This is a genomic window from Bacillus pfraonensis (genome assembly GCF_050768835.1).
Classification (GTDB): Bacteria; Bacillota; Bacilli; order Bacillales; family Bacillaceae_G; genus Bacillus_A; species Bacillus_A pfraonensis.
Genome location: NZ_JAHCDO010000012.1, coordinates 30070 through 55020, shown reverse-complemented (window position 1 = coordinate 55020; position 24951 = coordinate 30070). Strand labels below are relative to the sequence as shown.

Below are 24951 nucleotides of genomic sequence, written 5' to 3'. Positions count from 1 at the left end.
CTACTTCTCCTCCTTTCTTTTAAATAAATAGAAAAAAGAAAGGAAATTTGGCAATAAAAAAATAAAATACTGTATATTATATACCTTTTCATTTTCCGTCATATAAGTCACAGTTATAAAAACAAAAGAGGTTCACCACTCATTTTCCCCTTCTGTTTTCATATGGCATGTGGCTAAAAAAGGAACTGACCGCCTCTACCCATGAGCGGATGCTCTCTTCCACTACTTTATGCCGGCCTTTCCATGCGTATTTGTTGAGCTTGTGTTCTCGAATAATGAAGCAATCTCTACTGAATAATCTCCTTGTAGAATTCCCTTTTCAGTAATAATTCCAGTAATAAGATCATGCGGAGTTACATCAAATGCAGGATTATAAACACCGACGCCCTCTGGAGCAATTTGTTTTCCAAAAACCTTTGTAACTTCAGATTCATCGCGTTCTTCAATCACAATTTCAGCCCCTATTTTCTTCGTAATATCAAATGTAGAAAGCGGAGCAGCAACATAGAAAGGAATATGAAAATATTTCGCTAGTATAGCTAAATTCAATGTCCCTATTTTATTTGCCGTATCACCGTTTGCAACAATTCGATCTGCTCCTACAATGATAGCAGAAATATTTTTTGTTCGAATCGCATGGGCTGCCATATTGTCTGTAATGAGCGTTACATCAACACCAGCTTGTTGCAATTCCCAGGCAGTAAGGCGCGCTCCTTGTAAAACCGGCCTTGTTTCACATGCATAAGCATGTAAGTTCACCCCATGCTCTTTTCCAATATAAAACGGAGCTAGCGCTGTTCCATAACGAGCTGTAGCAATACTTCCTGCATTACAAATCGTTAAAATGTGATCACCATCTTTAAATCTAGTTAAAGCATGCTCTCCTATGCTACGGCATACACTTTCATCTTCTTGCTGAATTTTAAGTGCTTCCTCTTCTAATATTTTCCTTGCTTCTTTAATAGTTGTTACTTGCTTGATAGAAGCAGTCATACGATCAATTGCCCAAAATAAATTAACAGCTGTCGGACGTGAGGTTGCTAAATAATTGCAATCTCTTTTAAATTGTTTTTCAAAGTCAGTGATATTCGCAGCATTATATTTTTTTGCGGCAAGTGCTAAACCAAAAGCGGCGGTAATACCAATTGCAGGTGCCCCGCGCACTTCTAACATAACAATACTTTTCCACACATCCTCAATACTGGTTAACGTTTTATATTCTACAACATGCGGTAATTTCGTTTGATTTAATAATGCAATAGAATCTCCTTTCCAGCTTATAGAACGCGGAATGGCAACTGTTGTCATCATGCTTTCACCTTCCCTGAAACAATATATTGAAATAACGTTTGGAACAATCGAGTATCTGCACCTGTCGTTTCATGTAACAATAGTTCTCTGCCCAAGTTTAATGCATGCTTTTTAGTTTGAATTCTTCTATTCTTATCCTGAATTCCATCTAAATCTGCTACGTGTGCTAATCCAATTGTTCGACGAATGACTTCACACCCAGCAAATCCAACTGCATCAGCAAAAATATTTTGCAGTACAATTGCAAGCCATTGTTTCTCCTTTGTATATGATTCTACTCCTTCTAGTACCCATAGCTTTGTAAATACTTCTACAAAATTACTCCATGTTTTTTCAATATGATAGAATAATACACTTCGCTTCTCTTCTCTTGATAGCGCATTTAATAATAAATTTGCTATAAATTGACCTAGATCAAATCCTAATGGCCCAAATGTTGCAAACTCTGGATCAATTATCTTTGTTTCAGAAGGTGATGAAAAAATACTACCTGTATGTAAATCGCCATGAATTAGTGCTTCTTTTCTCGTTAAAAATTTATATTTATACTGCGCTACTTGTAATTTCAATTTCTTATCACACCAAAGTTCATCTAATGTAGGCTGTAATTCTTTCTCATAATTATTTGTATCATAATTTCCAAACGGATCTGTAAACACAAGATCTTCTGTAATTTTGCAAAGATCAGGATTTACAAATTTTCCGTCTAGCACCCTTTTCTCTTCTGCTAATAGACCAAAATCTGACGTATAAAAAAGAACGTGTGCCAAAAAGCGTCCAATATGCTGGGATAAAAGTGGATAATCTTCCCCTTCAATCAAACCTTTACGAGTAATAGTAAGAGATGATAAATCCTCCATTACCGTTACAGCTAACTCTTCATCGTGACCATATACTTTCGGAACATATTCTGGTACATATTTCGCAAAAACTTGCAATGCTTGACTTTCAATTGTGGCTCTTCTTAGCGAAAGTGGCCAGCTTTCCCCAACGACTTTCGCATACGGGAGAGCTTGTTTTACAATGATACCGCGTTCTCCATCATGGAGCCGGAATACATAATTTAAATTTCCATCCCCTATTTCATGGCAAGTCACCTTTGCTTTTTGCTCAAAGTACCCCTGCTCTTTTACATACTCAACTGCTGTTTCTTTTGTTAATGAACAATATCCCATTTTTTATCCCCCTTTATTAAATTCAGAGGCTTTTCATTATAAGAAAAACCTCTTTCCATGAAGAAAGAGGTTTGAAGTTGATCTTCTCCCCTCTTATCTGTCAGAAAGCCATCCTTTCTGCTGGAATTAGCACCGTGCCTTTTTGGCGCATAAGCGCCCCATCTCACAATGGTATTACGGTCGGTTGCTGGGTTTCATCGGGCCAAATCCCTCCACCTGCTCTTGATAAGAGTTGCATGATTTATTCAAATTTTTAAGTTTCTGTTACAGAATATAACAAGAATAAAAATCATTTGTCAATATTTTTATTTATATAATTCCGGACGTCGATCAGCAAAAACAGGAATTCCCTTTCGTACTTCTTTAATTTTTTCTAACTCTACATTCCCATACAAAATAGACTCTTCTTCTCCTGCTTCTGCTACAATTTCTCCCCATGGATTAACAATTAGAGAATGTCCAGCAAACACATTATTTGGATCCTCTCCTGCTCTATTGCATGCAACCACATAACATTGATTTTCAATTGCTCTCGCTTGAAGAAGTAAGCGCCAATGAGCTAAGCGAACAAGCGGCCATTCTGCTACAACGAATAATACATTTACTCCTCTTACAGTATGAACACGCAGCCATTCTGGAAAACGAATATCGTAACAAATGACACCACCGCACTGTACACCATCCAATGTAAATTCTCCTGTTTTATCACCTGCTATTAAATAGTTATGTTCATTCATCAACTGGAACAAATGAACCTTACTATACTCACTTTGTAGTTTTCCTTCCCGATTCACTGTATACATCGTATTCATAACACCGTGCTTTGTTTGTTTCGCAATAGACCCCCCAACAATATTCACACAATATTGTTGGGCCCATTCTGAAAGAAGTTGCTTTGTTTGAATACCATCCCCATCTGCAATTTCCGGCACTCTCTCTAAATCATAACCAGTCGTCCAAAGTTCTGGTAATACGATAATGTCCGGGTTTCCTTGCATCGCTTCTTCTATTTTTTTCTTTGCATTTTCAATATTTATTTTTACATTACCAAAAGCAATATCCATTTGAATACATGCGACTTTCATTCTATCGACCCCATCTTCAATTATTTTTTCTTTACAAAAACTTAGAAAGGTTATATCATTTGTCACTAGAATTGTAACAACTTTCAAAAGAGGTGGAAAGTATGAAACATTTTCAACCTTCCGAGATTACAACATCATTACCAACACAATTTTTTGCTTCACTTGTTGCAAAAGTTAACAAAGTCGTTGAAGCAGGGCATGATGTTATCAATCTAGGTCAAGGCAATCCAGATCAACCAACACCGCCGCATATCGTAACAGCTTTACAACGTGCAGCAGAAAAAACAGTTCATCACAAATACCCGCCATTCCGCGGACATGAAAGCTTAAAAAAAGCCGTTGCGACATTCTATAAACGTGAATACGGAGTCAAAATAAACCCTAAAACAGAAGTCGCTATCTTATTTGGTGGTAAAGCAGGGCTGGTTGAACTACCGCTTTGTTTTACAAATCCTGGTGACACAATACTTGTACCTGATCCAGGATATCCTGACTATTTATCAGGCGTCGCTTTAGCGAAAGCAAAGTTTGAGACGATGCCATTATTAGCAGAAAATGATTTTTTACCGGATTACACTAAAATTAATGATGCTATTGCCAAACAAGCCAAATTGATGTTTTTAAATTATCCTAATAATCCAACTGGTGCTATTGCATCAAAAACGTTCTTTGAACAAACAATATCATTTGCACATGAAAATGATATTTTAGTAGTTCACGACTTCGCTTATGGAGCAATTGGCTTTGATGGCAACAAACCAACTAGCTTCTTACAAGCAAACGGCGCAAAAGATGTTGGCATTGAAATTTATACACTATCAAAAACATTTAATATGGCTGGCTGGCGTATCGCCTTTGCGATCGGTAACGAAAGTGTCATTGAAACAATTAATTTATTGCAAGATCATATGTATGTCAGCATTTTTGGTGCTGTGCAAGAGGCGGCTTGTGAGGCGCTATTAAGTTCACAATCTTGTGTAAATGAACTTGTAGAACGCTATGAATCACGGAGAAATGCACTCATTACAGCGTGCCGTTCAATTGGATGGGATGTTGTCGCACCGAAGGGATCATTTTTCGCATGGCTTCCTGTTCCTAATGAGTATACATCAGAACAATTTACTGACTTATTGTTAGAACAAGCACATGTAGCAGTTGCACCTGGAGTCGGATTCGGTGAACATGGCGAAGGCTACGTTCGTATTGGGTTATTACATACAGAAGAGCGATTACAAGAAGCTATTCAACGAATCCAGAAATTAAAAATTTTCAAAAAAACATTGACACTATAAAGAAACTCTGTCAAAATTCAGATATCGAAAAAATTTAAACATTTCTAAATACTTCTTATCAAGAGCAGGTGGAGGGACGAGCCCGACGAAACCCGGCAACCGATCTACAATTGTAGGCACGGTGCTAATTCTCGCAGCATTACGCTGACAGATAAGGAGCTGGTTGTAAAAAAACCTCTCCTTAGCTGAGAGGTTTTTTTATTTAACTAGGAGGTTATGAAAATGAGCGGAATAACAGCAACTTATTTAATCCATGATGATTCTCATAATGTAAACAAAAAAGCAGAACAAATTGCTCTCGGTTTGACAATTGGTTCATGGACCCATTTACCACACTTATTACAAGAACAATTAAAACAACATAAAGGCAATGTCATTCATGTCGAAAAGTTAGAAGAACAAGAACATGTAAATGCGTACCTTGGAAAAAAAGTAACGCGTGGACTCATTAAAATTCATTATCCATCACTAAATTTCAGTCCTGATTTACCGGCCATTTTAACAACAACATTTGGAAAATTATCATTAGATGGTGAAGTTAAATTAATTGATTTAACATTTTCAGATGACTTAAAAAAACATTTCCCTGGTCCTAAATTTGGTATTGAAGGTATTCGACATCTCTTACATATTCACGATCGTCCACTTCTAATGAGTATTTTCAAGGGAATGCTTGGACGTAATATCGGATATTTAAAAACTCAACTACGTGATCAAGCAATTGGCGGTGTAGATATTGTAAAAGATGATGAGATTTTATTTGAAAACTCATTAACGCCACTTACGAAACGAATTCATGCTGGAAAAGAAGTATTACAATCTGTATACGAAACATATGGTCATAAGACTTTATATGCAGTGAATTTAACGGGACGTACTTATGATTTAAAAGAACATGCCAAACGAGCAATTGAATCCGGTGCAGATATCCTACTTTTTAATGTCTTCGCGTACGGATTAGATGTACTACAATCACTTGCAGAGGATAAAGATATTTCTATTCCTATCATGGCTCATCCTGCTGTTAGCGGTGCTTATGCATCATCAAAATTATACGGATTTTCTTCACCATTGTTACTTGGAAAATTGCTTCGTTATGCTGGTGCAGACTTCTCTTTATTTCCATCGCCATACGGCAGTGTTGCATTAGAAAAAAAAGAAGCCCTTCTTATTACAGAAGCACTAACAAAAGAAGATTCCGATTTAAAAAGAAGCTTCCCTGTTCCATCAGCTGGTATTCATCCTGGTTTTGTTCCATTTATCCTTCGCGATTTTGGCAAGGATGTTGTCATTAATGCAGGTGGTGGTATTCACGGTCATCCAAGCAGTGCACAAGGCGGAGGAAAAGCATTCCGAGCAGCAATTGATGCCGCTTTGCAAGGAACACCATTGCATGAAGTAGATAACACTGATTTACATGCTGCACTACAATTATGGGGAAATCCATCTTACGAGGTGAAACTATGAGTCTTCAAATTTTTTGTGACTTCGATGGTACGATTACGAACAATGATAATATCGTTGCCATTATGGAAAAATTCGCTCCACCAGAAGCTGAGGAAATAAAACGAAGGATATTATCACAAGATCTTTCTATTCAAGAAGGAGTCTCACAACTTTTTAAATTATTACCAACAACTTTGCATGATAATATCATCAAGTTCCTAAAAGAAACGGCTAGTATACGCACTGGTTTTGAAGAATTTTTACAGTTTATAAATGAAAATAATATTTCTTTTTATGTTATTTCTGGAGGAATGGATTTCTTCGTTCATCCCCTCTTAGAAGGACTCGTTCCAGAAAATCGAATTTATTGCAATAAAACTGATTTTTCTGAAGAATTCATCAAAGTAAAATGGCCACACCCTTGCGATGAACATTGTAATTATGCTTGTGGTCTTTGTAAATCAACATTAATTCGACATCTTAGCTCTAACGATGATCTTCATATTGTAATAGGCGACTCCATCACAGATTTACAAGCAGCCAAACAAGCCGACAAAGTATTCGCCCGGGATTTTCTTATTACAAAATGTGAAGAACACCATATTCCTTACACACCATTTGAAACATTTTATGATATTCAAACGGAATTACAGCACTTGTTGGAGGTAAAGCTATGAAACAACTTTTTCATCAATGGCATAACTTAAGTGAACTAAAAAAAGAATTAACCAATCGCAACTGGTTTCCAGCAACAAGTGGAAATATTTCTATAAAAGTAAATCACGAACCACTTACTTTTCTTATCTCAGCAAGCGGGAAGGATAAAACAAAAACAACACCTGATGATTTCCTATTAGTTGATTATCAAGGAAAACCAGTCTTAGATACCGATTTACGTCCTTCTGCCGAAACCATATTGCATACGCATATTTACAATCATACAAATGCTGGTTGCGTCCTACATGTCCATACAACTGATAATAATGTCATCACAAATTTATATAAAGAAGAAGTTATTCTTCGTAACCAAGAAATTATTAAAGCTCTTGATATTTGGGAAGAAGGTGCAACCATTCACATTCCAATTATTGAAAATGATGCCCACATCCCTTCGCTTGGGGAAAAATTCAAGAAGCACATCCATGAAGATTCAGGGGCTATATTAATCCGAAACCACGGTATTACCGTTTGGGGAAAAGATAGCTTTGATACAAAGAAACGATTAGAAGCATATGAGTTTTTATTCCAATTTCATATAAAACTATTATCAATTCAAGGAGGCGTTTCATATGGCGCAAATTCGTATTCATGAAATAAATACCCGCATTGAAAATGAAGTAGAAGTGAAGCAATTTTTACAAGGAGAAAACGTTTTATATGAGAAATGGGATATTTCAAAGCTTCCTGCTCATTTAAAAGAAAACTACTCCTTAACTGATGAAGACAAAAAAGAAATTTTAACAGTATTCTCTAAAGAAATTGTTGATGTTTCAGAACGTCGAGGTTATAAAGCACATGATGTTATTTCCCTTTCAAAGGCAACACCTAACCTCGATGAGTTATTAATTAACTTTAAACAAGAGCATCATCATACTGACGATGAAGTTCGTTTTATTGTCAGTGGGCATGGCATCTTTGCCATCCAAGACAAAGATGGTCGCTTCTTCGATGTTGAACTTGAGCCTGGTGATTTAATCTCTGTACCTGAAAATGCAAGACATTATTTCACATTACAAGATGATCGCCAAGTTGTAGCCATTCGTATCTTTGTTACAACGGAAGGTTGGGTTCCTATTTACTAAGGTAGTTAGTTGAATAAAAGGAATTGGACCCCCTTTTCCTTCCTTTTATTCACTCTACATATATACATCCTCCTATGGAACAGGCTTATTTCATATTTTTGAAATAAGCCTGCTTTTTTATTTTCTCCTACTTCGTAAATTCATCACCTAGAATGAATGATCCTCATTTTTTCTTTTTCCATTTTATCAAGTATATTTATCAATAATTTTTGAACATTTTTTGAACTTTTTCTGAAAATTCTGTTTAAATTGTGTTATAATACAAATAATAGAAAATGTATCGAAAAAACTGTAAAAAAAAGGAGGAAGAACATGAATTTAATTATAGCACTTATACTTGGGGTTACTTGTGGGGCTATTCCTGCTATTCTTGGGGCAATTATGGAGGAATTAGAAATTGGTATGTTAGGTTTTGTCGCATCTTCTGTAAGCGCTTTACTTTTTGGCTTGTACGGTGCTATTCCTGTCGCTATTCTCTTTTCATTATATATATTACGTCACGCTCGCACAAAACAATTCAATCGCAATCATATGGCCCAAATCATTCCATTTCCAATTGAACGCTCTCGTCGTGCTTCTAGCTTATAATCCATTACTATATCCTCTCCATACACCTACTTTCATGCAACCTACCTTTGTCAAAATGAGCCTCCAGCTTTCAAAAAAATATTTTAAACAAAATAAAAAAGTCCTCAAACAAGGACTTTTTTATTTATTATCTTCCAAAAACTGAAATAGTTCTTGTAAATGAAGAGCATCTTCTCCGTAGCTAACAGATACATAACATACGCCATCAATTTCAGCATGCATATAAAGATCGATACCTTCACGATCGTACTTTAAAGCTAAATAAAATTCCATTTCTTCTAGCATTTTCTTTGATGTTCGAATAACATAATGGTCATTCTCATCACGTCCATATTCAAATGTTGGCTCAAAATCATATTTTTGTTTAAATGCTGCTTGTTGTTTATCATTAATCGGCATACAAGTTGTACGCTGCACAGCATCAATCATTCCATCAAATTTTTCTAAATTCATCATATTACCCCCTTATGTATTTTTTATATAACACTTGTGTTCCACTGTCTTCCTCTCCTGCTTCTATTAATTGTACATATAAGTCTTTCGCGAGCGTTAAACCTGGTACAGGTAATTCTAACTTTTCAGCCTCATCTAATGCAATCTTCATATCCTTCATGAAGTGTTTTACATAAAACCCTGGTGCAAAGTCTTCCTTTAGCATACGCGGAGCTAAGTTACTTAATGACCAACTACCAGCTGCTCCAGTTGAGATACTTTGTAATACTTTATCTGGATCTAATCCTGCTTTCTTTGCATATGCTACCGCTTCACAAACTCCTATCATATTAGAAGCGATTGCAATTTGATTACACATTTTTGTATGCTGTCCACTTCCTGCCGGCCCTTGTAATTGAATGTTTTCCCCTAATATCTCAAATAACGGCAAACAAGCTTCATACACATCTTCATCTCCACCAATCATAATGGCAAGTTTTCCTTCTTTCGCTCCAATATCGCCTCCCGATACTGGTGCATCTAAAGTATGTACATTTTTTGTTTTTCCATCTTCATATATACGTTTTGCTAACGTTGGTGTCGATGTTGTAAAATCAATTGTAATTGTTCCTTCATTAGCATATTCTAGAATTCCCTCTGTTCCGAAATAAATTTCTTCTACATCATGCGGATATCCTACCATCGTCATAACAACATCTACATTCTTTACTAATTCTTTTGGTGAATCACACCAATGTGCTCCTTCATTTAATAAAGAAGTTGCTTTTTCTTTCGTACGGTTATATACATATACTGTATAACCACCTTGTAATAAATGATGTACCATACTTTTCCCCATAACACCTGTACCTATAAAACCTATTGATGAAATTACTTGTTTCATCTACTCATCCCCTTTTTTCTAATAAGTCACTTACCATTTTTCGAAATTCCTTATTGAAATCATCATTTATGCTATTTTGTACATTTGAAAATAAGATAACAAACGTTCTCTTATCTTTATTAAAATTATTAAATGTATTCCAACCAGCTACTACACCATGATTATGAAAATAATCAGAATAAATATAAAAACTCAATGCATACTTTTTTTCTGCTGAAGGTATAAACATTGCTTGTATACTTTTCTGTGAAAGAAGTTTTCCATTTATAATCGCTTCATCTAATTTCTTCATATCCCCAACTGTAGTATACATCTCGCCGCAGCCATATAGCCAGTTCATTGCTAATTTTGGAGCTGGTACAAGTATATTATTTTCCTTTTTATACCCTTTCGTGAAATGTCTCTCTCCTGGCGCCATTTTCCCCATACCTGACTCATGCATGCCTGCTCGCGCAAATATATTCTCATTTACATATTCCCCCAAAGACTTCTTAGATACATTTTCTATAATATAAGCAAGCACCATATAATTATAGTCAGTGTATTCCCAGCCAGTACCGGGCGGAAAAGCTACTTGCTGGTTTCCAATCCAAGTAACTAAAGCCAAACGGGATGCAGCATTCACTTTTCCTTTTCCCTTCCCTGGTAAACCAGAAGTGTGTGTGAGAAGGTGGTATAATGTAATATTTTTATCTGCGGGGAACGAAGGGATATATTTATTTACATTGTCCCGAATATTTACTTTCCCCTGCTCTTGCAACTGTAAAATGGATGTTGCCACAACAGTCTTAGTAATTGAACCGATGCGATATTTTGTTTGTGGTGTATTTTTAATTTTATTTTGCACATCCGCATATCCATAACCTTTATTGAGTAACACATGACCTTTATCCTTGACAAGAACCGTTCCATTAAAGTCTTTATCTATTAAATATTGATCTAACTTTTGTGCAATACTAGCATAATCAGTTGATGGTCGCTTTTTTTCTTCCAAATTATCCTGCAATTTAGATTTAACAGAAGGGATTGCCTTTGCTATTGGCGCTTTTGGCTTCTCCGGCGTATCCCAAAAATAGTACACAATTCCGCATACTAAAAAGCAACACAAGACCATCATAATCAATCTTTTTAACATTTAAAAACCTCCACAGTTACTTCATCATAAATGGCGCCCTCTTTCTATTATCAAACAACAGAAAAAAATCGCAACACTTTGTTGCGAAAAATTCACATTTTTTCTTCTCTATATAAACGTACTTGGTTTTTCCCATTCTTTTTCGCTTCATATAAAGCAATATCTGCTCGTTGCATCAATTCCTCTTTTGTAATTCCTTGCTCATATAAAGCAACTCCAAAACTTGCGGTTAATTTTGAAATACTAGAGAATTGTTTTGTTTCAATGAAAAAACGTAGCGATTCAGCAATTTGGAAAGCCTCTTTTTCCGTCGTATTTGTTGCTAATATAATAAATTTTTCTCCCCCCCACCGTGCCAGAATATGCTGAGATGCTATTTTAGATTTCATAAGTTCGGCTAATTGAATTAATGCTAAATCACCAAAATCATGTCCATATGTGTCATTCACTTTTTTAAAATCGTCTATATCAAAAAGAATAACCGCCATTGTTTGATTCATTCGTTTCTCACTTTTCCAGTTTTCTTCTAATAATTGTTGAAACTTCAAACGGTTGTATATTTCTGTTAAAGAATCAATTGCAGCAAGCTGTTCTTGCTCTTGATATAATTCATCTAATTCCGTAATATCGGTACACTTAACAATAAACCTAGACAAATCTTCTGGTACAGATACGGCACGTAATAAAAAAACGAACTCTTCACCTTCATAATTATACATTTTTATTTTTCTGGATTGCTCTAAAGAATCATCGAGCCAAGTTATATCGTGATTTGTTGTGTAATATCCATTCTCTTGAATAAAATGTTCCGCAAATACCATATGATTCTCACGGTATGAAAGTAAATTTTCATATCCAAAAAAACTTAAAAAGTTCGTATTACAGTCGACAATTTCATCATCTTCTACAATAAATAATAAATCATTTTGAAAATCAAACATCATTTGAAGAAGCTCTTGTTGAATAGTCAATTGCTGCAATAGTGATAATTGGTAAAGAGTTTTGTTTACCTCTTCTAGCACAACCTGCGGTGTAACAGGAGCCATCACAATATTACGTACCCCTATTGTAAGTAGATCTACAAATTTTGATGTCACCGGCTGATCCCAAATAATAATAAAAGAACTCATTGAATTATATATGTGTTTTATATACTCTACTTGTGCACCATTCGACACATAAATGATTACAATTTGTGGTCGCACTTTTTCATATAATAGTTCTCCTTCTTCAAAACTATTTGCTATAAACATACATTTGGGATGTATATTGTCAATCGTATACTGGTGATTACACCCTTCTTCTATATAAAGTACATTTACATGGAGATCTTGTAATACATTTTGAAAAACCGTATTCTCTAATAAAAAATGTAGTATGTTCACCACTGGTCTTCACTCACTTCATATATCCTGTTCTACTGAATTCTTCACTATCCTTTTCTATAAGGGACCGCTATCAAAAGAACCCGATTGATGAGGGCTGAGTATCAGCAGGAACGAAGAACCCTCCCACTGACAGGAGCTTCTCTTTACATATTTCTTTCTTAATCTGTGAATCATCTTTTTATTGTATGACTTTATGAACGGCAGCGATTGTACGAATGTCCTCTTTTTATTCTATTCTCAACAACTTGACAATTAAAATAAAGGTATTATATTCTTTTACAGTGATAACTTACAAAACGTAAGTGAAAATTACATATAGTATTTTTTGTAAATCGATATAAAACTTGGAGGTATATTATGACACAGCAAGATTTTTTTACTGTTTTATATGAACGAACATCTAATCGTGCATTCAATCCTGAAAAGGAAATTTCAAAAGAAGAATTACAAGAAATTTTGAAAGCAGCGTGCCAAGCACCATCAGCTTGGAACTTACAACATTGGAAGTTTCTTGTTTTCCAAGGTAAAGATGTACAAAGTCGTTTACATCCAATCGCTTATAATCAACAACAAATTCTTGACGCCTCTGCAGTAGTCGCTATTTTAGGTGACTTAGAAGCGAATAAAAACATTGATCCTGTATATGGACCAATCGTAGAGCAAGGATTTATGAAGGAAGAGGCCAAAGAACGTTTGGCACAAAATATTGAATCTGCATATAAACGTGAACAATATCCACGAGATGCAGCCTTCTCTAATGCATCTCTAGCAGCAATGCAGCTTATGCTTGCAGCAAAGGCAACTGGCTGGGATACTTGTGCAATCGGCGGCTTTAATCCACAAGCACTAATGGATGAATTTAATGTTTCTTCTCGCTATGTACCAATCATGTTAATTACAATTGGAGAATCGACTTTAAAAGGACATCCAGCACCACGTATGAATGTCGAACAAGTAGCCGAATGGGTAAAGTAAACCGTCTCACAATGACATAAAAACCGAAGGAGATTCCTTCGGTTTTTATGTCATTTCTTTGTAATATTTCAACATATATAAATAACAAAACACTCCTCTTCCCCCCTTTGAACCGTAGTGTTTTGTCGAATTTTGTTACATACTGAAATATAAAGGGTGTTTTTTTGTTACAATTATGATACAATGGTAACAAACAGATAACAAGAGAGGGATTTTCATTGAATTCATATGGAAGCTTTATTGCATTTTTAAGCTATACCGTAACTGTTCTGCTTCTATACTTTATTGGTGATGCCACAAATATTACAATATTACAATTTCCAAAAGAAAAGGCACTACAGCTAGAAGAAGGACTACATATCTCACAATCTATCGTACCATTACTGTTGGCTCTTCCCGTATATGCAATCGTTTTATATAAAAGTAGAAAAGTGTAAAGGATACCTCGTTATAAATGAAGGTGTCTTTTTCTATGTATCCGGTTATTCGCGAATAGCCAAATCTCCCCTAAAGATTCTTGTTGATTCAAAGATGAGAAATACAAAATAACTCCCCCTAAAATTCCGATGCTTGAATAAAAAAACACACGAATAAAAGTTGCAATCTATCTTCCCCTGTCATTTGTCCTTATCCAAATACCACTAAGTAACAAATACCCATCTAGTCATTTAAAATAAGAAAATATCCCAGCAAAAATTCCACGCTATGTCCAATCACCACATATGGAACTTACATACATTATAAGTGTGAAGGGGGTGAAGAATTATGTTTGGATCTTTTGGATGTCGTGATGACTTCAGAGGTTGTAACTTTGACGATGGGTGTAAAAAAGATGATTTTAGAAAAGATGATTCTAGAAATGATGATTTTCAAAGAAAATCACTATGCAATGTCCTTGTTAACATTTCAATTGGAACAAAAATTTCTCTTCTAAAAGTTAAAGATTGTGGTACGTTCCGTGATGTAGTATTCGAAGGTTTTTCTTGTGGTGTGGCTCTCTTCTCCAAGAATAACTGCAGAAACGATCATCACCATGATTCAGGTGATAACAACAGACACAAAGACGATTTTAAAGGATTATTACGTGTTTGCCCAGAGGATATAATCGCAATTGCAATTTGTTAGAAGATTAACCTTGTACAAAAAACCTGAGACCGATTTCAAATCGGTCTCAGGTTTTCTTTTTACTATTAAATACTTTTAACTAATTCAACAACTTCTTCAGCAGTTGACATTGTTAATGCTTTTTGTGCTAACTCTTCCATTTTTGCTTTTGACAACTTACTTAGTTGTGTTCTTGCAGGAAGGATAGATGTTGCACTCATGCTAAATTCATCTAAACCTAATCCAAGTAATAATGGGATTGCAAGTGAATCTCCTGCCATCTCACCACACATACCAGCCCATTTTCCTTCTTTATGAGCAGCATCGATAACCATTTTTACAAGACGTAAAATAGATGGGTTATACGGTTGGTATAGGTAAGATACACGCTCATTCATACGGTCAGCAGCCATTGTATATTGGATTAAATCATTTGTTCCGATAGAGAAGAAATCAACTTCTTTAGCAAACTGATCTGCTAATACCGCAGAAGCAGGGATTTCTACCATCATACCTACTTCAATATCTTCAGAAACAGTTGTACCAGCTTGAACAAGTCTCTCTCTCTCTTCCAATAAAATTGCTTTTGCTTGACGGAATTCATCAAGAGTTGCAATCATTGGGAACATAATTTTTAAATTACCATATACGCTTGCACGAAGTAATGCACGAAGTTGTGTACGGAACACATCTTGTTCTTCAAGGCATAAGCGAATTGCACGGTAACCTAAGAATGGGTTCATTTCTTTTGGTAAATGTAAGTATGGAAGTTCTTTATCTCCACCGATGTCAAGTGTACGAACAACAACTGGTTGACCTTCTTTTACACCTTCAAGAACTGCTTTATACGCTTCGAACTGCTCTTCTTCTGTTGGAAGGTTGTCACGACCCATATATAAGAATTCTGTGCGGTATAAACCAACGCCTTCTCCACCATTGTCAATGATACCTTGTACATCATTTGGTGTTCCGATGTTTGCAACAAGCTCAACATGATGTCCATCGCTTGTTACAGTTGCTTGATCTTTTAATTTAGCCCATTCAGCTTTTTGTTCTTCGAATTTCGCTTTCTTTTCTTGGAAAGTGCGAAGAGTTTCTTCAGATGGATTTACAATTACTTCTCCATCTAAACCGTCGATGATTACCATATCGCCATTTTGGATTTTCTCCATAACAACTTTTGTACCAACAACAGCTGGAATTTCCATAGAGCGAGCCATAATTGCAGAGTGAGATGTACGTCCACCAATATCAGTTGTAAAACCTTTTGCATATTTACGGTTTAATTGAGCTGTATCAGATGGTGTTAAATCTTCAGCAATGATGATCACTTCTTCAGAAATTGTACTTGGATTTGAGAAGTTAATTCCTAGTAAATGTGCAAGAACGCGTTTTGTTACGTCGCGAATATCCGCTGCACGCTCTTTCATATATTCGTTATCCATGTTTTCAAACATAGTAATGAACATTGTTGCAACTTCATCCATTGCAAATTCAGCATTTACTTTTTCATTGTTTACTTTATCTTTTACTGGATTTACTAGTTCAGGATCATTTAGTACTAGTAAATGTGCTTCAAAGATAGCAGCTTTATCAGCACCAAGCTCAGCAAAAGCATGGTCTTTAATTGCTTCTAATTCAGTTTTTGCTTTCTCAAGCGCAGCGTCTAAGCGTGCAATTTCTGCAGCTTCGTTCGTAATCGTTTTCTTTTCAATGTTAAATTCAGGATTTTCAAGTCTGAAAGCCTTTGCAATAGCAATCCCACTTGATGCAGCAATCCCTTGAATATTAAGAGTCATTATTCTCCTAATCCTTCGTTTTTCATAGTTTCTTCGATAGCTGCTAGTGCTTGAGCTGCATCATCACCATTTGCAGTGATTTTAATTTCTGCGCCTTGTTGAATACCTAAAGACATAACACCCATGATTGATTTTAAGTTAACGTTTTTACCGTTATACTCTAAGTTAATGTCAGCACCGAATTTGCTTGCAGTGTTAACAAGTAGAGTTGCTGGACGAGCATGAATTCCTGAGTCACTAGTTACTTTAAAGATTTTTTCCATAATAATCTATCTCCTTTAAATACAGTATTTTTTAGTTGTATAGACGTGAGTACTACACCATCTATTGTATATAATAGGCGATGTCCGGTCAACCACATCGCCTATTATAATTATAAACATTTTGCGTCAATTTCTTACTGAATGTCAATAATAGCTGTTTCACCTTTCTTGACATTACCTTCTTTTTTCAATTCAACTTGTTGCCCTTGCGCTAAATTTGTAAAAATAATTGGTGTAATAATAGATGGTGCATTTTCTTTTACAAATCCTAAATCTACTTTTAATAAAGGTTGTCCTTGTTTCACTTGATCACCTTGCGCTACAAGTGCTTCAAAACCTTCACCATTTAATTTTACAGTATCAATACCGAAGTGAATCAAAATTTCTTTTCCACCTTCAGATTGAATACCAATCGCATGTTTTGTCGGGAAGACGTTGACAATCTCACCGTCAACTGGAGAAACTACTGTCCCTTCTGTTGGCTCAATTGCAAATCCATCACCCATCATTTTCCCTGAAAACACTTGGTCAGGTACTTCTGTAATCGGTAAAATCTTACCTTCAATTGGAGATACAATTGTTTCATTTGTATCAGCTTTTTGTACAGGCTCTTCTACTTTTACAAGTTCTTCTTTTTCAACATGAGGCGTGCGACCTGACATAATATCATGAATTTGTGATTTTAGTGTGTCTGATTTCGGTCCAAAAATCGCTTGAATGTTATTTCCAACTTCAAGTACTCCTGCTGCCCCAAGTTCTTTTAAACGATCTTTGTTTACATTTTTTTGTTCGTTAACTTGAACACGTAAACGTGTAATACAAGCATCTAAAGAAGCGATATTCTCTTTACCACCAAGCGCTACTAGTACTTCACGTGGAAGTTCGCCTGCTTCTGTTTTCCCTGCGCCATCAGTATCTGTTGTTACTTCACGACCAGGTGTTTTTAAATTCCATTTACGGATTGCAAAGCGGAATCCGAAGTAGTAAATCACTGCAAGTACAAGACCAACAACAATTACCCACCACCATGGTGTACGGTTTTGAAGTACACCGAATAACATAAAGTCAATTAAACCACCAGAGAATGTCATCCCAATTTTAACACCTAAAATATGCATTGTCATAAACGATAAACCAGCAAATACAGCATGGATTCCGAATAATACTGGTGCAACGAATAAGAATGAAAATTCAAGTGGTTCTGTAATACCTGTTAAGAAAGATGTTAACGCAGCGGACCCTAAAATACCAGCTGCTAATTTTTTATTTTCTGGACGAGCTTCATGATACATTGCTAAAGCTGCTGCTGGAAGACCAAACATCATGAATGGGTATTTACCTGTTGTAAATGTACCAGCTGTTAATTCTACACCGTCTTTTAACTGTGCCATAAAGATTTTTTGGTCACCGCGAATTAACTCGCCTGCCGCATTCGTATATTGGCCAAATTCAAACCAGAATGGTGAATAGAAAATGTGATGTAGTCCAAATGGAATTAAGGAACGTTCAATTAATCCAAAAATAAATGCTGCTAACGTTTTGTTTGCATCAATCATTTGATGTGAGAACGTATTTAAACCACCTTGAATCGTAGGCCAAATGAAACACATTAAAATCCCTAATAATAAAGAGAATGCTGCCGTTGCAATCGGTACGAAACGTTTACCTGCAAAGAATCCTAAGTATGGTGGCAATTCAATATTGAAGTATTTATTATAGCAATACGCCGCTAATATCCCGACGATAATACCACCAAATACCCCTGTTTGCAGTGTTGGAATCCCTAATACATTCGCATACGCAGGATCTGTAAAACCGATTTTAACCGGGTCAGATCCAGTACTTGTTACTTTTACTAGCTTGTCTACTTCTAAGAAAACACTCATTGTTTTGTTCATAATTAAGTAGCCGACGAACGCTGCTAATCCAGCTACCCCGTCTCCACCCGCTAGTCCAATCGCTACCCCAACTGCGAATAATAACGCTAGGTTTGCGAAAATAATATCACCAGATTGTTCCATGATTTTTGCAACCATGACAAACCAATCTGCTTTTAAAGCAGGAATGAAATTTGTTAACGTTTCATTCTGAAATGCGTTACCAAATCCAAGTAAAATACCTGCTGCCGGTAAAATCGCTACTGGGAGCATAAGCGCTTTTCCGACTTTTTGAAGAACACCAAAGATCTTCTTAAACATGGAAACCCTTCCTCTCTTATCTATATTGTACTTTTCGACAAACGCCAAAAAGGCATGAGGAAAAAAAAGATAGAACGGTAGCTATACAAAGGGTAGTATGTCCCTTTCTCTAGCTTACATTCCTGACTTTTCTCCACTCATGCCTGATCGAATCAGTAACACGTGTCAAAAATAGGTTTACTTATAAGTTCACTATTTTAAAGCAAACGTTTTCGTTATTTGCTTTCATTTGTTTGTCGAATTTTGTATAACTTTGCATGACTTATTATACAAAACAATTGTAAGCGATTCAATCATTTTTTTTAACGTTTTCATTTTAGACAAAATATATGCCTTTTACACGTGCTCTGCTTTTACTAATCTTTGCAAGTGCATCGTTAAATAAATGCTCTCCGCTTCATATACAGGAAGCTGTAATTCTTTTTGCATCACCTTCACAAGTTTCCAAGCTAAATTATAACAAACTGGATACTCTGCTTTTAACAAATCAGCAAACCCTTGCGATTCTTCTACCTTTTCTCCCTTTTTCACTCGTTCAATTGCATATTGCAAATGACGAATAAGACGTAAATAATGAATGCTTTCTGGATCTAATGTAAGGTGTAAGTTTGTTTCAATTAAAGAAACAAGCTGTGCAATAAGACGGGAGTTTTGATTAACAGACGATAAATCAGAATTTGTGAGTGAACTATAAATATGAAGTGCAATAAAACCAATTTCCCCTTCTGGTAATGTAATTTGCAAGCGGGAATTCAGAAGTTGTACAACTCCCTCAGCGATTTTATATTCTTCAGGGTACAGCATTTTTGTTTCAACTAAAAAAGGATTATCTATTGTAAAGCCTTGTTTCAGTCTTTTAATTGCAAAAGAAATATGATCTGTTAAGGCAATATGAATATGCTCGTTTAATGGTGACTGCGCTTTTTCTTGAATGTACAGCATAATATCGCTCATCAATTCAATTAACTTTTCACTCACATGTGGCACTAAAAGTTTATATTGTTCACGGTCCCGTTCATTTTTTAAAACAAACATTTTTTCAATTTGTTCCGCATCTAACATATCTTCTGCTTTTTTTCCAAATCCAATTCCCTTGCCAATCACTACTACTTCCTCATGTTCCGGATGGCTCGCAATGATGACATTATTATTTAAAACTTTTTTAATTTCTAGATAATTATTCATATAACACCACCCTCGTACTTAAATAGCCTGCTTTTATGTTACAGAACATCCTTCTTTTTCGTCAATGCAAAACATCTACCATTTTAGAAAAATTCATTTTTTAGACATGATTGTACGATATACGTATAATGTAAGAGCATATGTACATAGAAAGGAGAGAGCAACATGATTAAAATGTTTGTAAGCGATATTGATGGTACAATGATGCAACATGGAGGCATCATTGATCAGGAAGATATTGCCGCACTTCGTAGTCTCGCAGAACAAAATGTAATTCTTTGTTTCGCCTCTGGTAGGCTAGATAATGAAATTGCTGGTTTAATGAAAGAGGTTGGTGCTCATTTTCACCGCATCAGTGTGAACGGTGTCTTTGTATATACACATGACAATAAACAACTATTGTCAGCGACATTTGATTCAAATATTTTACCCGATTTGTTAGCTATGACAAAAGAGGAACCGTATTTTCGTTATGTAAGTGATGAACATAATTATTACATCGAAGAAAAAACACCTTTTATCCATGAACTTGAAAAACAAGTCACAATGACTTCTGTTGAAGAACCAAATTTATTAGAAAAAATTGATGATACAATCTTCCCAAATAAAATTTCTGTTGGTGGCATGAAAGAGGACTTACAAGCTCTTCAGAAGAAAATTGATGAAAGATTCCATGGGAAGGTCAGCACTTTTATTTCTGCTGAACAGTGCCTAGATGTTATGCCACCCAATATTAGTAAAGGCTCAGCTATCTCAGTTTTATTACAGGAATTCCAAATAAATCCTGAAGAAATTGCTTGTATTGGTGACTCTTATAACGATATTCCAATGTTCGCACTAACACCTCATAGCTTTGCCATGGCGCAAGCAGATGACGCAGTAAAAGAGTATTCTCATTATGTCGTAGACTCTGTAAAAGATGCTGTCGAACACGTTCTAGCCTTCAATTCAAAGCAAAATAAAAATACGACTCACTCCATATAAGGATGAGTCGTATTTTTATTTCTTTACATACCTAATTGATCGAAAGTTTACTATGTTTCAAAAAATGAGGTATATTACTTGTTTCGTGAAATACTCGTAATAAACTTATAACGATCACCACGATAAATACATTTTACATATTCTAACGGTAATTCGCCTTCTGAATATGACCATTGTCGCATTACAAGCACAGGTGCTTTTTTAGGTATATGCAGATGTTCTGCTTCATCATCTGTTGCAATTGAAGCTTCAATTGCTTGGGTAGCACGAACAAGTTTAAAGCCTAACTTTTTCTCTAAATGTTCGTATAAAGATTGTTGCAGAATTTCTTCGTTAATATCTTTTACAAGAGTTGGTGACAAATATGTTGTCTCAAAAGCAATCGGCTCGTCATCAGCTAGACGAATACGTCTCACTTCATATACCGATTCTCCCTCTTGAATTTTAAGCCGTTCTGCTATTTTAGCAGTAGCTGGAACGAGACGGAAGCTTAATAACTGACTGCTTGGTTTCATACCACGGGAAAGCATATCTTCTGTAAATCCCGTCATCCCTTGCAGTTTCTGCTCCACTTTTGGAAGTTGAACAAATGTTCCAATTCCACGTTTTCGGTATAAATACCCTTGTTCCACTAAATTATTAATTGCCTGTCTGATTGTCATGCGACTTACTTCGAACTTATCACAAAGTTCATTCTCAGATGGAATTTTATCTCCCGGCGTCCATTCACCGTCCTCAATTAGCTGTTTCACCCACTCTTGAATCTGATAATAGATCGGAAATGGTGAATACTTGTCGATGTTCATCAGCAATCGCCTCACTGCATAAAGATAGAGCTTCTGGATCAGCAATTACGGTTACATTCGGATGACGTTGCAGTACTGTAGCAGGACACGCTTCGCTATACTCACCTTGCAGTAGTTCTTTGATTGCTTCTGCTTTTTTCGGTCCCATAGCAACAAGTAGAATTTGCTTCGCTTTCATAATACTACCAATCCCCATTGTAATTGCATGAGTTGGTACATCTTCTTCTTTTTCGAAGAAACGAAGGTTTGCTTGGCGTGTAGACTCTGTTAATTCTACAATGTTAGTTGGAGAATCAAAAGCTGTTCCTGGCTCGTTAAATCCGATGTGACCGTTTTCACCGATTCCAAGAATCTGTAGGTCAACTGGGTTAGCTGCTAGAATGCCTTCATAACGCTTGCACTCTTCTTCTAAATCACTTGCCATCCCATTTGGTACATAAGTTTCTTTAAATGGAAGATGATCAAACAACTGTTCTTGCATAAAATAATGGTAGCTGTTTTTATCTTCGTGTGGTAAATTTACGTACTCATCTAAGTTTACAGTGGTTACACGGCTTGTATCAAGTTTATTTTTTCTCATTTCTGCATAAATACCAAGTGGAGAGCTTCCTGTAGCCATTCCTAATGTTGAATTTTCTTTTGATTTTACAACTTCTTCAATTAATTTATAACCTGCTTCTGCTAATTCTTCTGGCGTTTTTACAACAAGAATATTCATCTACTCACTTCCCTTCCTTCATATGAATTCCTAATCGAACTGTGTCATATACATGTAAATCTTCAGTCATGACAACAAAATCTGCATCTTTCCCTGATGCTAGTATACCTTTATTTGTTAATCCAAACTCTTCTGCTTGGTTAACTGATGTCATCAGAACAGCCTCTTCAATAGAACAGCCTGTGAATTCAATTACATTTCGGAATGCTTGGTCCATTTTCAAAATACTACCAGCTAATGTTCCGTCTTCTAAACGAGCACTGCCATCTTTTACGTGTACAGGTTGTCCACCAAGTTCATATAATCCGTCTTCTAAACCTTTTGCACGCATCGCATCTGTAATGACACTTATTTTTTTAGGACCTTTTAATTTATATGCTAATTTCACCATGTCTGGATGAATGTGAATACCATCTGTAATCACTTCAACCATTACATTTGGGTTTAATAACACATGACCGACAACACCTGGTTCACGGTGATGTAAACCACGCATTTGATTGTATAAATGTGTAGCATGTGTAATGTTTCTATTTTTTAATTGTGCATCAATTGCATCTGTATGCCCCATTGTACCAACAACACCAGTTTCAGCAAGATACTGTTCAAACTCTACCGCACCCTCTTCTTCTGGTGCATACGTTACTAATTTAATTAAATTACCGCTTGCTTCTTGCCATTGTTTAAATTGTTCAATATCCGCAGGGACGATATGCTCAAGTGGCTGTGCTCCTGCACGTTTTTTTGAAACATATGGTCCTTCTAAATGAATATATTCAAAATGTGCTCCTTTTTCTTTTGCTTCTTTTGCAGCACTTAAAGCCGCTTCAATCGCTTCTGGAGCTTGTGTCATTGTTGTTGGGAAGTAAGTTGTAACTCCTTCTTTTAACATTTCTTTACCAAGAGTTACTAATCCATCGCTATTTGCATCCATCGCATCAATATCGTATCCACCATGAATATGAACATCGATCATACCTGGAATCACAATTTTTCCTTCTGCATCAAACACAGTTTCATTTTCTTGTGATACATATTGAGCCATCAAACCAAGTTCTTCAATTTTTTCTGCGTAACGAATAAATCCACTTTCCATTACTTCGTGACCTGTATAAATTTTGGCATTGATGACAACTTGCGTTTTCATTTTCATCGATCCTTTCCCATGAAATACCTACTTGTTATGATTACCTATTTGCCTAATTCCATCTTAATATATACACGAGTAGTTGTCTATACATTAAAAATAAATTTCCTCTTTTATGATCAAAAAAGGAAATTCTTTTTTCTTCCCTAATTATAATATATATTATGCATTTTTTCCAAAAGGAGACAGTAGACTTTTTATGAAATTTGGTATCGATTCCTTATTTTATCTAGATTTTGATTATCAATAAACAATACTAGTTTACTTTAATAACGGAAGTAGCAAATTAGACCTCATTACAATATGCTCTCCATCTGTTTCAATTTCTACCGTTCGTTTATCTGTTGTATATGTCATCACACCATGTCTCTTTAACCTTTTTACTACACTTTGATGTGGATGCCCATATGGATTTTTTTTATCATAAGAAAGAATAGCAAATTGAGGATTTGCCTTTTCTAAAAGTTCTTCACTAGTTGACGTATACGAACCATGATGACCTACCTTTAAAACATCTGCATGTACATCATACAACCTTATTATTTTCTTTTCAGTTTGTACATCCGCATCTCCCATTAACAAAAAATCAGCTTTACCATATCGAACTTTTAAAACAATTGATGATTCATTATTTTCATCCTTCGACTTCCCATTATTTAATACTTGCATGGAAACATGAGGATCTAATGGGATATACTGTCCTTGTTTTACACGAACAAACGGAATCCCTCTCTTTTTAATATCGTTCCTATACGTATGATATGTAAAAGAACTATAGGTTTTGCCGCTATCTAATACAAGTGAAACTGGCATTTGTTCTATAATCGGTATAAGTCCGCCTATATGATCCATATCTGGATGAGTTCCTACAACAACATCTAAATGGTTAATTCCCTTTTCAACCAATTTTTGAATGATTACCTCTCCAGCCTCATAAGGACCTCCATCAATTAACACTGTTTGACCATTAGGTAAAATAATAAGTGTGGCATCACCTTGTCCTACCTTAAAAAAACTCACTTTCATTCTCCCTAAATGCGGTCGTTGTACGGAAAAAGAGGACGCAGTATGAACAGACGTCATATATCTTTTGGCAGATGTGCTGTTTAATGAAAAACATAATAAAACAGAAACTAGCAATAGAATAATCCGTACACCTTTCATAGTTCGTCTCCTTTTTTCATTTAGTATGGCACGAGACGTATTTCATATAC

25 protein-coding genes and 2 riboswitches are annotated in these 24951 nt (G+C 35.7%); of the genes, 10 read left to right on the top strand and 15 right to left on the bottom strand.

Going from position 1 to position 24951, the window contains the following annotated elements:
- Positions 1 to 222 precede the first annotated feature (222 nt).
- The 3 genes from mtnA to KFD70_RS13330 form a co-directional block, all read right to left on the bottom strand.
- A complete protein-coding gene (mtnA, locus tag KFD70_RS13340) occupies positions 223 to 1311 on the bottom strand; it encodes an S-methyl-5-thioribose-1-phosphate isomerase (protein WP_431613205.1) in 1089 nt (362 codons plus the stop codon).
- The gene (gene mtnK / locus KFD70_RS13335) at positions 1308 to 2486 is read right to left on the bottom strand and encodes an S-methyl-5-thioribose kinase (protein ID WP_336452164.1); all 1179 of its coding nucleotides are present in this window, start codon (positions 2484 to 2486) and stop codon (positions 1308 to 1310) included. Before mtnK ends, mtnA begins: the two co-directional genes overlap by 4 nt.
- Before the next feature lie 90 nt (positions 2487 to 2576).
- Positions 2577 to 2718: riboswitch (SAM riboswitch) on the bottom strand.
- 73 nt (positions 2719 to 2791) lie between these two features.
- Entirely contained in the window at positions 2792 to 3658 is an 867-nt protein-coding gene (locus tag KFD70_RS13330; RefSeq protein ID WP_336452165.1) for a carbon-nitrogen family hydrolase, read from the bottom strand.
- A gap of 14 nt (positions 3659 to 3672) precedes the next feature.
- On the opposite strand from KFD70_RS13330, the gene KFD70_RS13325 reads away from it, so the two are divergent.
- The 6 genes from KFD70_RS13325 (at position 3673) to KFD70_RS13300 (ending at position 8699) form a co-directional block, all read left to right on the top strand.
- Complete coding sequence (locus tag KFD70_RS13325) at positions 3673 to 4863, top strand: pyridoxal phosphate-dependent aminotransferase (protein ID WP_336452166.1); 1191 nt, start codon at positions 3673 to 3675, stop codon at positions 4861 to 4863.
- A gap of 52 nt (positions 4864 to 4915) precedes the next feature.
- Positions 4916 to 5021, top strand: a riboswitch (SAM riboswitch).
- Positions 5022 to 5085: 64 nt separating this feature from the next.
- Positions 5086 to 6330, top strand: a complete 1245-nt coding sequence (mtnW, locus tag KFD70_RS13320; RefSeq protein WP_336452167.1) for a 2,3-diketo-5-methylthiopentyl-1-phosphate enolase — start codon at positions 5086 to 5088, stop codon at positions 6328 to 6330.
- Positions 6327 to 6986 carry a 2-hydroxy-3-keto-5-methylthiopentenyl-1-phosphate phosphatase gene (locus KFD70_RS13315; protein ID WP_336452168.1) on the top strand — a complete coding sequence of 220 codons (660 nt, stop codon included), beginning with the start codon at positions 6327 to 6329 and terminating at the stop codon, positions 6984 to 6986. Before mtnW ends, KFD70_RS13315 begins: the two co-directional genes overlap by 4 nt.
- Positions 6983 to 7621 (top strand): methylthioribulose 1-phosphate dehydratase, encoded by a 639-nt coding sequence (locus KFD70_RS13310; protein WP_336452169.1) that lies wholly within the window; start codon positions 6983 to 6985, stop codon positions 7619 to 7621. Before KFD70_RS13315 ends, KFD70_RS13310 begins: the two co-directional genes overlap by 4 nt.
- The gene (locus tag KFD70_RS13305) at positions 7599 to 8111 is read left to right on the top strand and encodes a cupin domain-containing protein (protein ID WP_336452170.1); all 513 of its coding nucleotides are present in this window, start codon (positions 7599 to 7601) and stop codon (positions 8109 to 8111) included. The genes KFD70_RS13310 and KFD70_RS13305 overlap by 23 nt, the downstream gene beginning before the upstream one ends.
- Positions 8112 to 8423: 312 nt before the next feature.
- A complete protein-coding gene (locus KFD70_RS13300; protein WP_241818003.1) occupies positions 8424 to 8699 on the top strand; it encodes a hypothetical protein in 276 nt (91 codons plus the stop codon).
- A 120-nt stretch (positions 8700 to 8819) separates the two neighbouring features.
- On the opposite strand, the gene KFD70_RS13295 is transcribed toward KFD70_RS13300, so the two are convergent.
- From KFD70_RS13295 to KFD70_RS13280, 4 genes are all read right to left on the bottom strand, one after another.
- Positions 8820 to 9152 carry a DUF3909 family protein gene (locus KFD70_RS13295; protein ID WP_336452171.1) on the bottom strand — a complete coding sequence of 111 codons (333 nt, stop codon included), beginning with the start codon at positions 9150 to 9152 and terminating at the stop codon, positions 8820 to 8822.
- Positions 9153 to 9156: 4 nt separating this feature from the next.
- A complete protein-coding gene (locus KFD70_RS13290; RefSeq protein WP_336452172.1) occupies positions 9157 to 10035 on the bottom strand; it encodes an NAD(P)-dependent oxidoreductase in 879 nt (292 codons plus the stop codon).
- Positions 10036 to 10039: 4 nt separating this feature from the next.
- Positions 10040 to 11170, bottom strand: coding sequence for a serine hydrolase domain-containing protein (locus KFD70_RS13285; RefSeq protein WP_336452173.1), 1131 nt, complete (start codon positions 11168 to 11170; stop codon positions 10040 to 10042).
- A 92-nt stretch (positions 11171 to 11262) separates the two neighbouring features.
- The gene (locus KFD70_RS13280; protein WP_336452220.1) at positions 11263 to 12555 is read right to left on the bottom strand and encodes a GGDEF domain-containing protein; all 1293 of its coding nucleotides are present in this window, start codon (positions 12553 to 12555) and stop codon (positions 11263 to 11265) included.
- Between the two features lie 360 nt (positions 12556 to 12915).
- Between KFD70_RS13280 and KFD70_RS13275 the strand changes: the two genes are divergently transcribed.
- The 3 genes from KFD70_RS13275 (at position 12916) to KFD70_RS13265 (ending at position 14658) form a co-directional block, all read left to right on the top strand.
- A complete protein-coding gene (locus KFD70_RS13275) occupies positions 12916 to 13533 on the top strand; it encodes a nitroreductase family protein (RefSeq protein WP_336452174.1) in 618 nt (205 codons plus the stop codon).
- 218 nt (positions 13534 to 13751) lie between these two features.
- Positions 13752 to 13970: a hypothetical protein gene (locus tag KFD70_RS13270; RefSeq protein ID WP_336452175.1), complete on the top strand. Its 219-nt coding sequence runs from the start codon at positions 13752 to 13754 to the stop codon at positions 13968 to 13970.
- A gap of 328 nt (positions 13971 to 14298) precedes the next feature.
- Positions 14299 to 14658 (top strand): DUF3915 family protein, encoded by a 360-nt coding sequence (locus KFD70_RS13265; protein ID WP_336452176.1) that lies wholly within the window; start codon positions 14299 to 14301, stop codon positions 14656 to 14658.
- Positions 14659 to 14723: 65 nt separating this feature from the next.
- Here the strand turns inward: KFD70_RS13265 and ptsP are convergent, their stop codons facing one another.
- From ptsP to glcT, 4 genes are all read right to left on the bottom strand, one after another.
- Positions 14724 to 16436, bottom strand: a complete 1713-nt coding sequence (ptsP, locus tag KFD70_RS13260) for a phosphoenolpyruvate--protein phosphotransferase (protein WP_336452177.1) — start codon at positions 16434 to 16436, stop codon at positions 14724 to 14726.
- Positions 16436 to 16699 (bottom strand): phosphocarrier protein HPr, encoded by a 264-nt coding sequence (gene ptsH / locus KFD70_RS13255; RefSeq protein ID WP_000411078.1) that lies wholly within the window; start codon positions 16697 to 16699, stop codon positions 16436 to 16438. Before ptsH ends, ptsP begins: the two co-directional genes overlap by 1 nt.
- Positions 16700 to 16833: 134 nt before the next feature.
- Positions 16834 to 18897 (bottom strand): PTS glucose transporter subunit IIABC, encoded by a 2064-nt coding sequence (gene ptsG / locus KFD70_RS13250; RefSeq protein WP_336452178.1) that lies wholly within the window; start codon positions 18895 to 18897, stop codon positions 16834 to 16836.
- 336 nt (positions 18898 to 19233) lie between these two features.
- On the bottom strand, positions 19234 to 20082 hold the full coding sequence (gene glcT, locus KFD70_RS13245) for a glucose PTS transporter transcription antiterminator GlcT (protein WP_336452179.1): 849 nt from the start codon (positions 20080 to 20082) through the stop codon (positions 19234 to 19236).
- A 165-nt stretch (positions 20083 to 20247) separates the two neighbouring features.
- Here glcT and KFD70_RS13240 point away from each other — a divergent pair, with 165 nt between their 5' ends.
- Positions 20248 to 21066 carry an HAD family hydrolase gene (locus KFD70_RS13240; RefSeq protein ID WP_336452180.1) on the top strand — a complete coding sequence of 273 codons (819 nt, stop codon included), beginning with the start codon at positions 20248 to 20250 and terminating at the stop codon, positions 21064 to 21066.
- 74 nt (positions 21067 to 21140) lie between these two features.
- Here the strand turns inward: KFD70_RS13240 and phnF are convergent, their stop codons facing one another.
- From phnF to KFD70_RS13220, 4 genes are all read right to left on the bottom strand, one after another.
- Entirely contained in the window at positions 21141 to 21872 is a 732-nt protein-coding gene (gene phnF, locus KFD70_RS13235; protein WP_336452181.1) for a phosphonate metabolism transcriptional regulator PhnF, read from the bottom strand.
- Positions 21802 to 22590, bottom strand: a complete 789-nt coding sequence (gene nagB, locus KFD70_RS13230; RefSeq protein WP_336452182.1) for a glucosamine-6-phosphate deaminase — start codon at positions 22588 to 22590, stop codon at positions 21802 to 21804. Before nagB ends, phnF begins: the two co-directional genes overlap by 71 nt.
- Before the next feature lie 4 nt (positions 22591 to 22594).
- Positions 22595 to 23737, bottom strand: coding sequence for an N-acetylglucosamine-6-phosphate deacetylase (gene nagA / locus KFD70_RS13225; RefSeq protein WP_336452221.1), 1143 nt, complete (start codon positions 23735 to 23737; stop codon positions 22595 to 22597).
- Positions 23738 to 23998: 261 nt separating this feature from the next.
- Positions 23999 to 24901 carry a ComEC/Rec2 family competence protein gene (locus tag KFD70_RS13220; RefSeq protein WP_336452183.1) on the bottom strand — a complete coding sequence of 301 codons (903 nt, stop codon included), beginning with the start codon at positions 24899 to 24901 and terminating at the stop codon, positions 23999 to 24001.
- Positions 24902 to 24951: the final 50 nt, after the last annotated feature.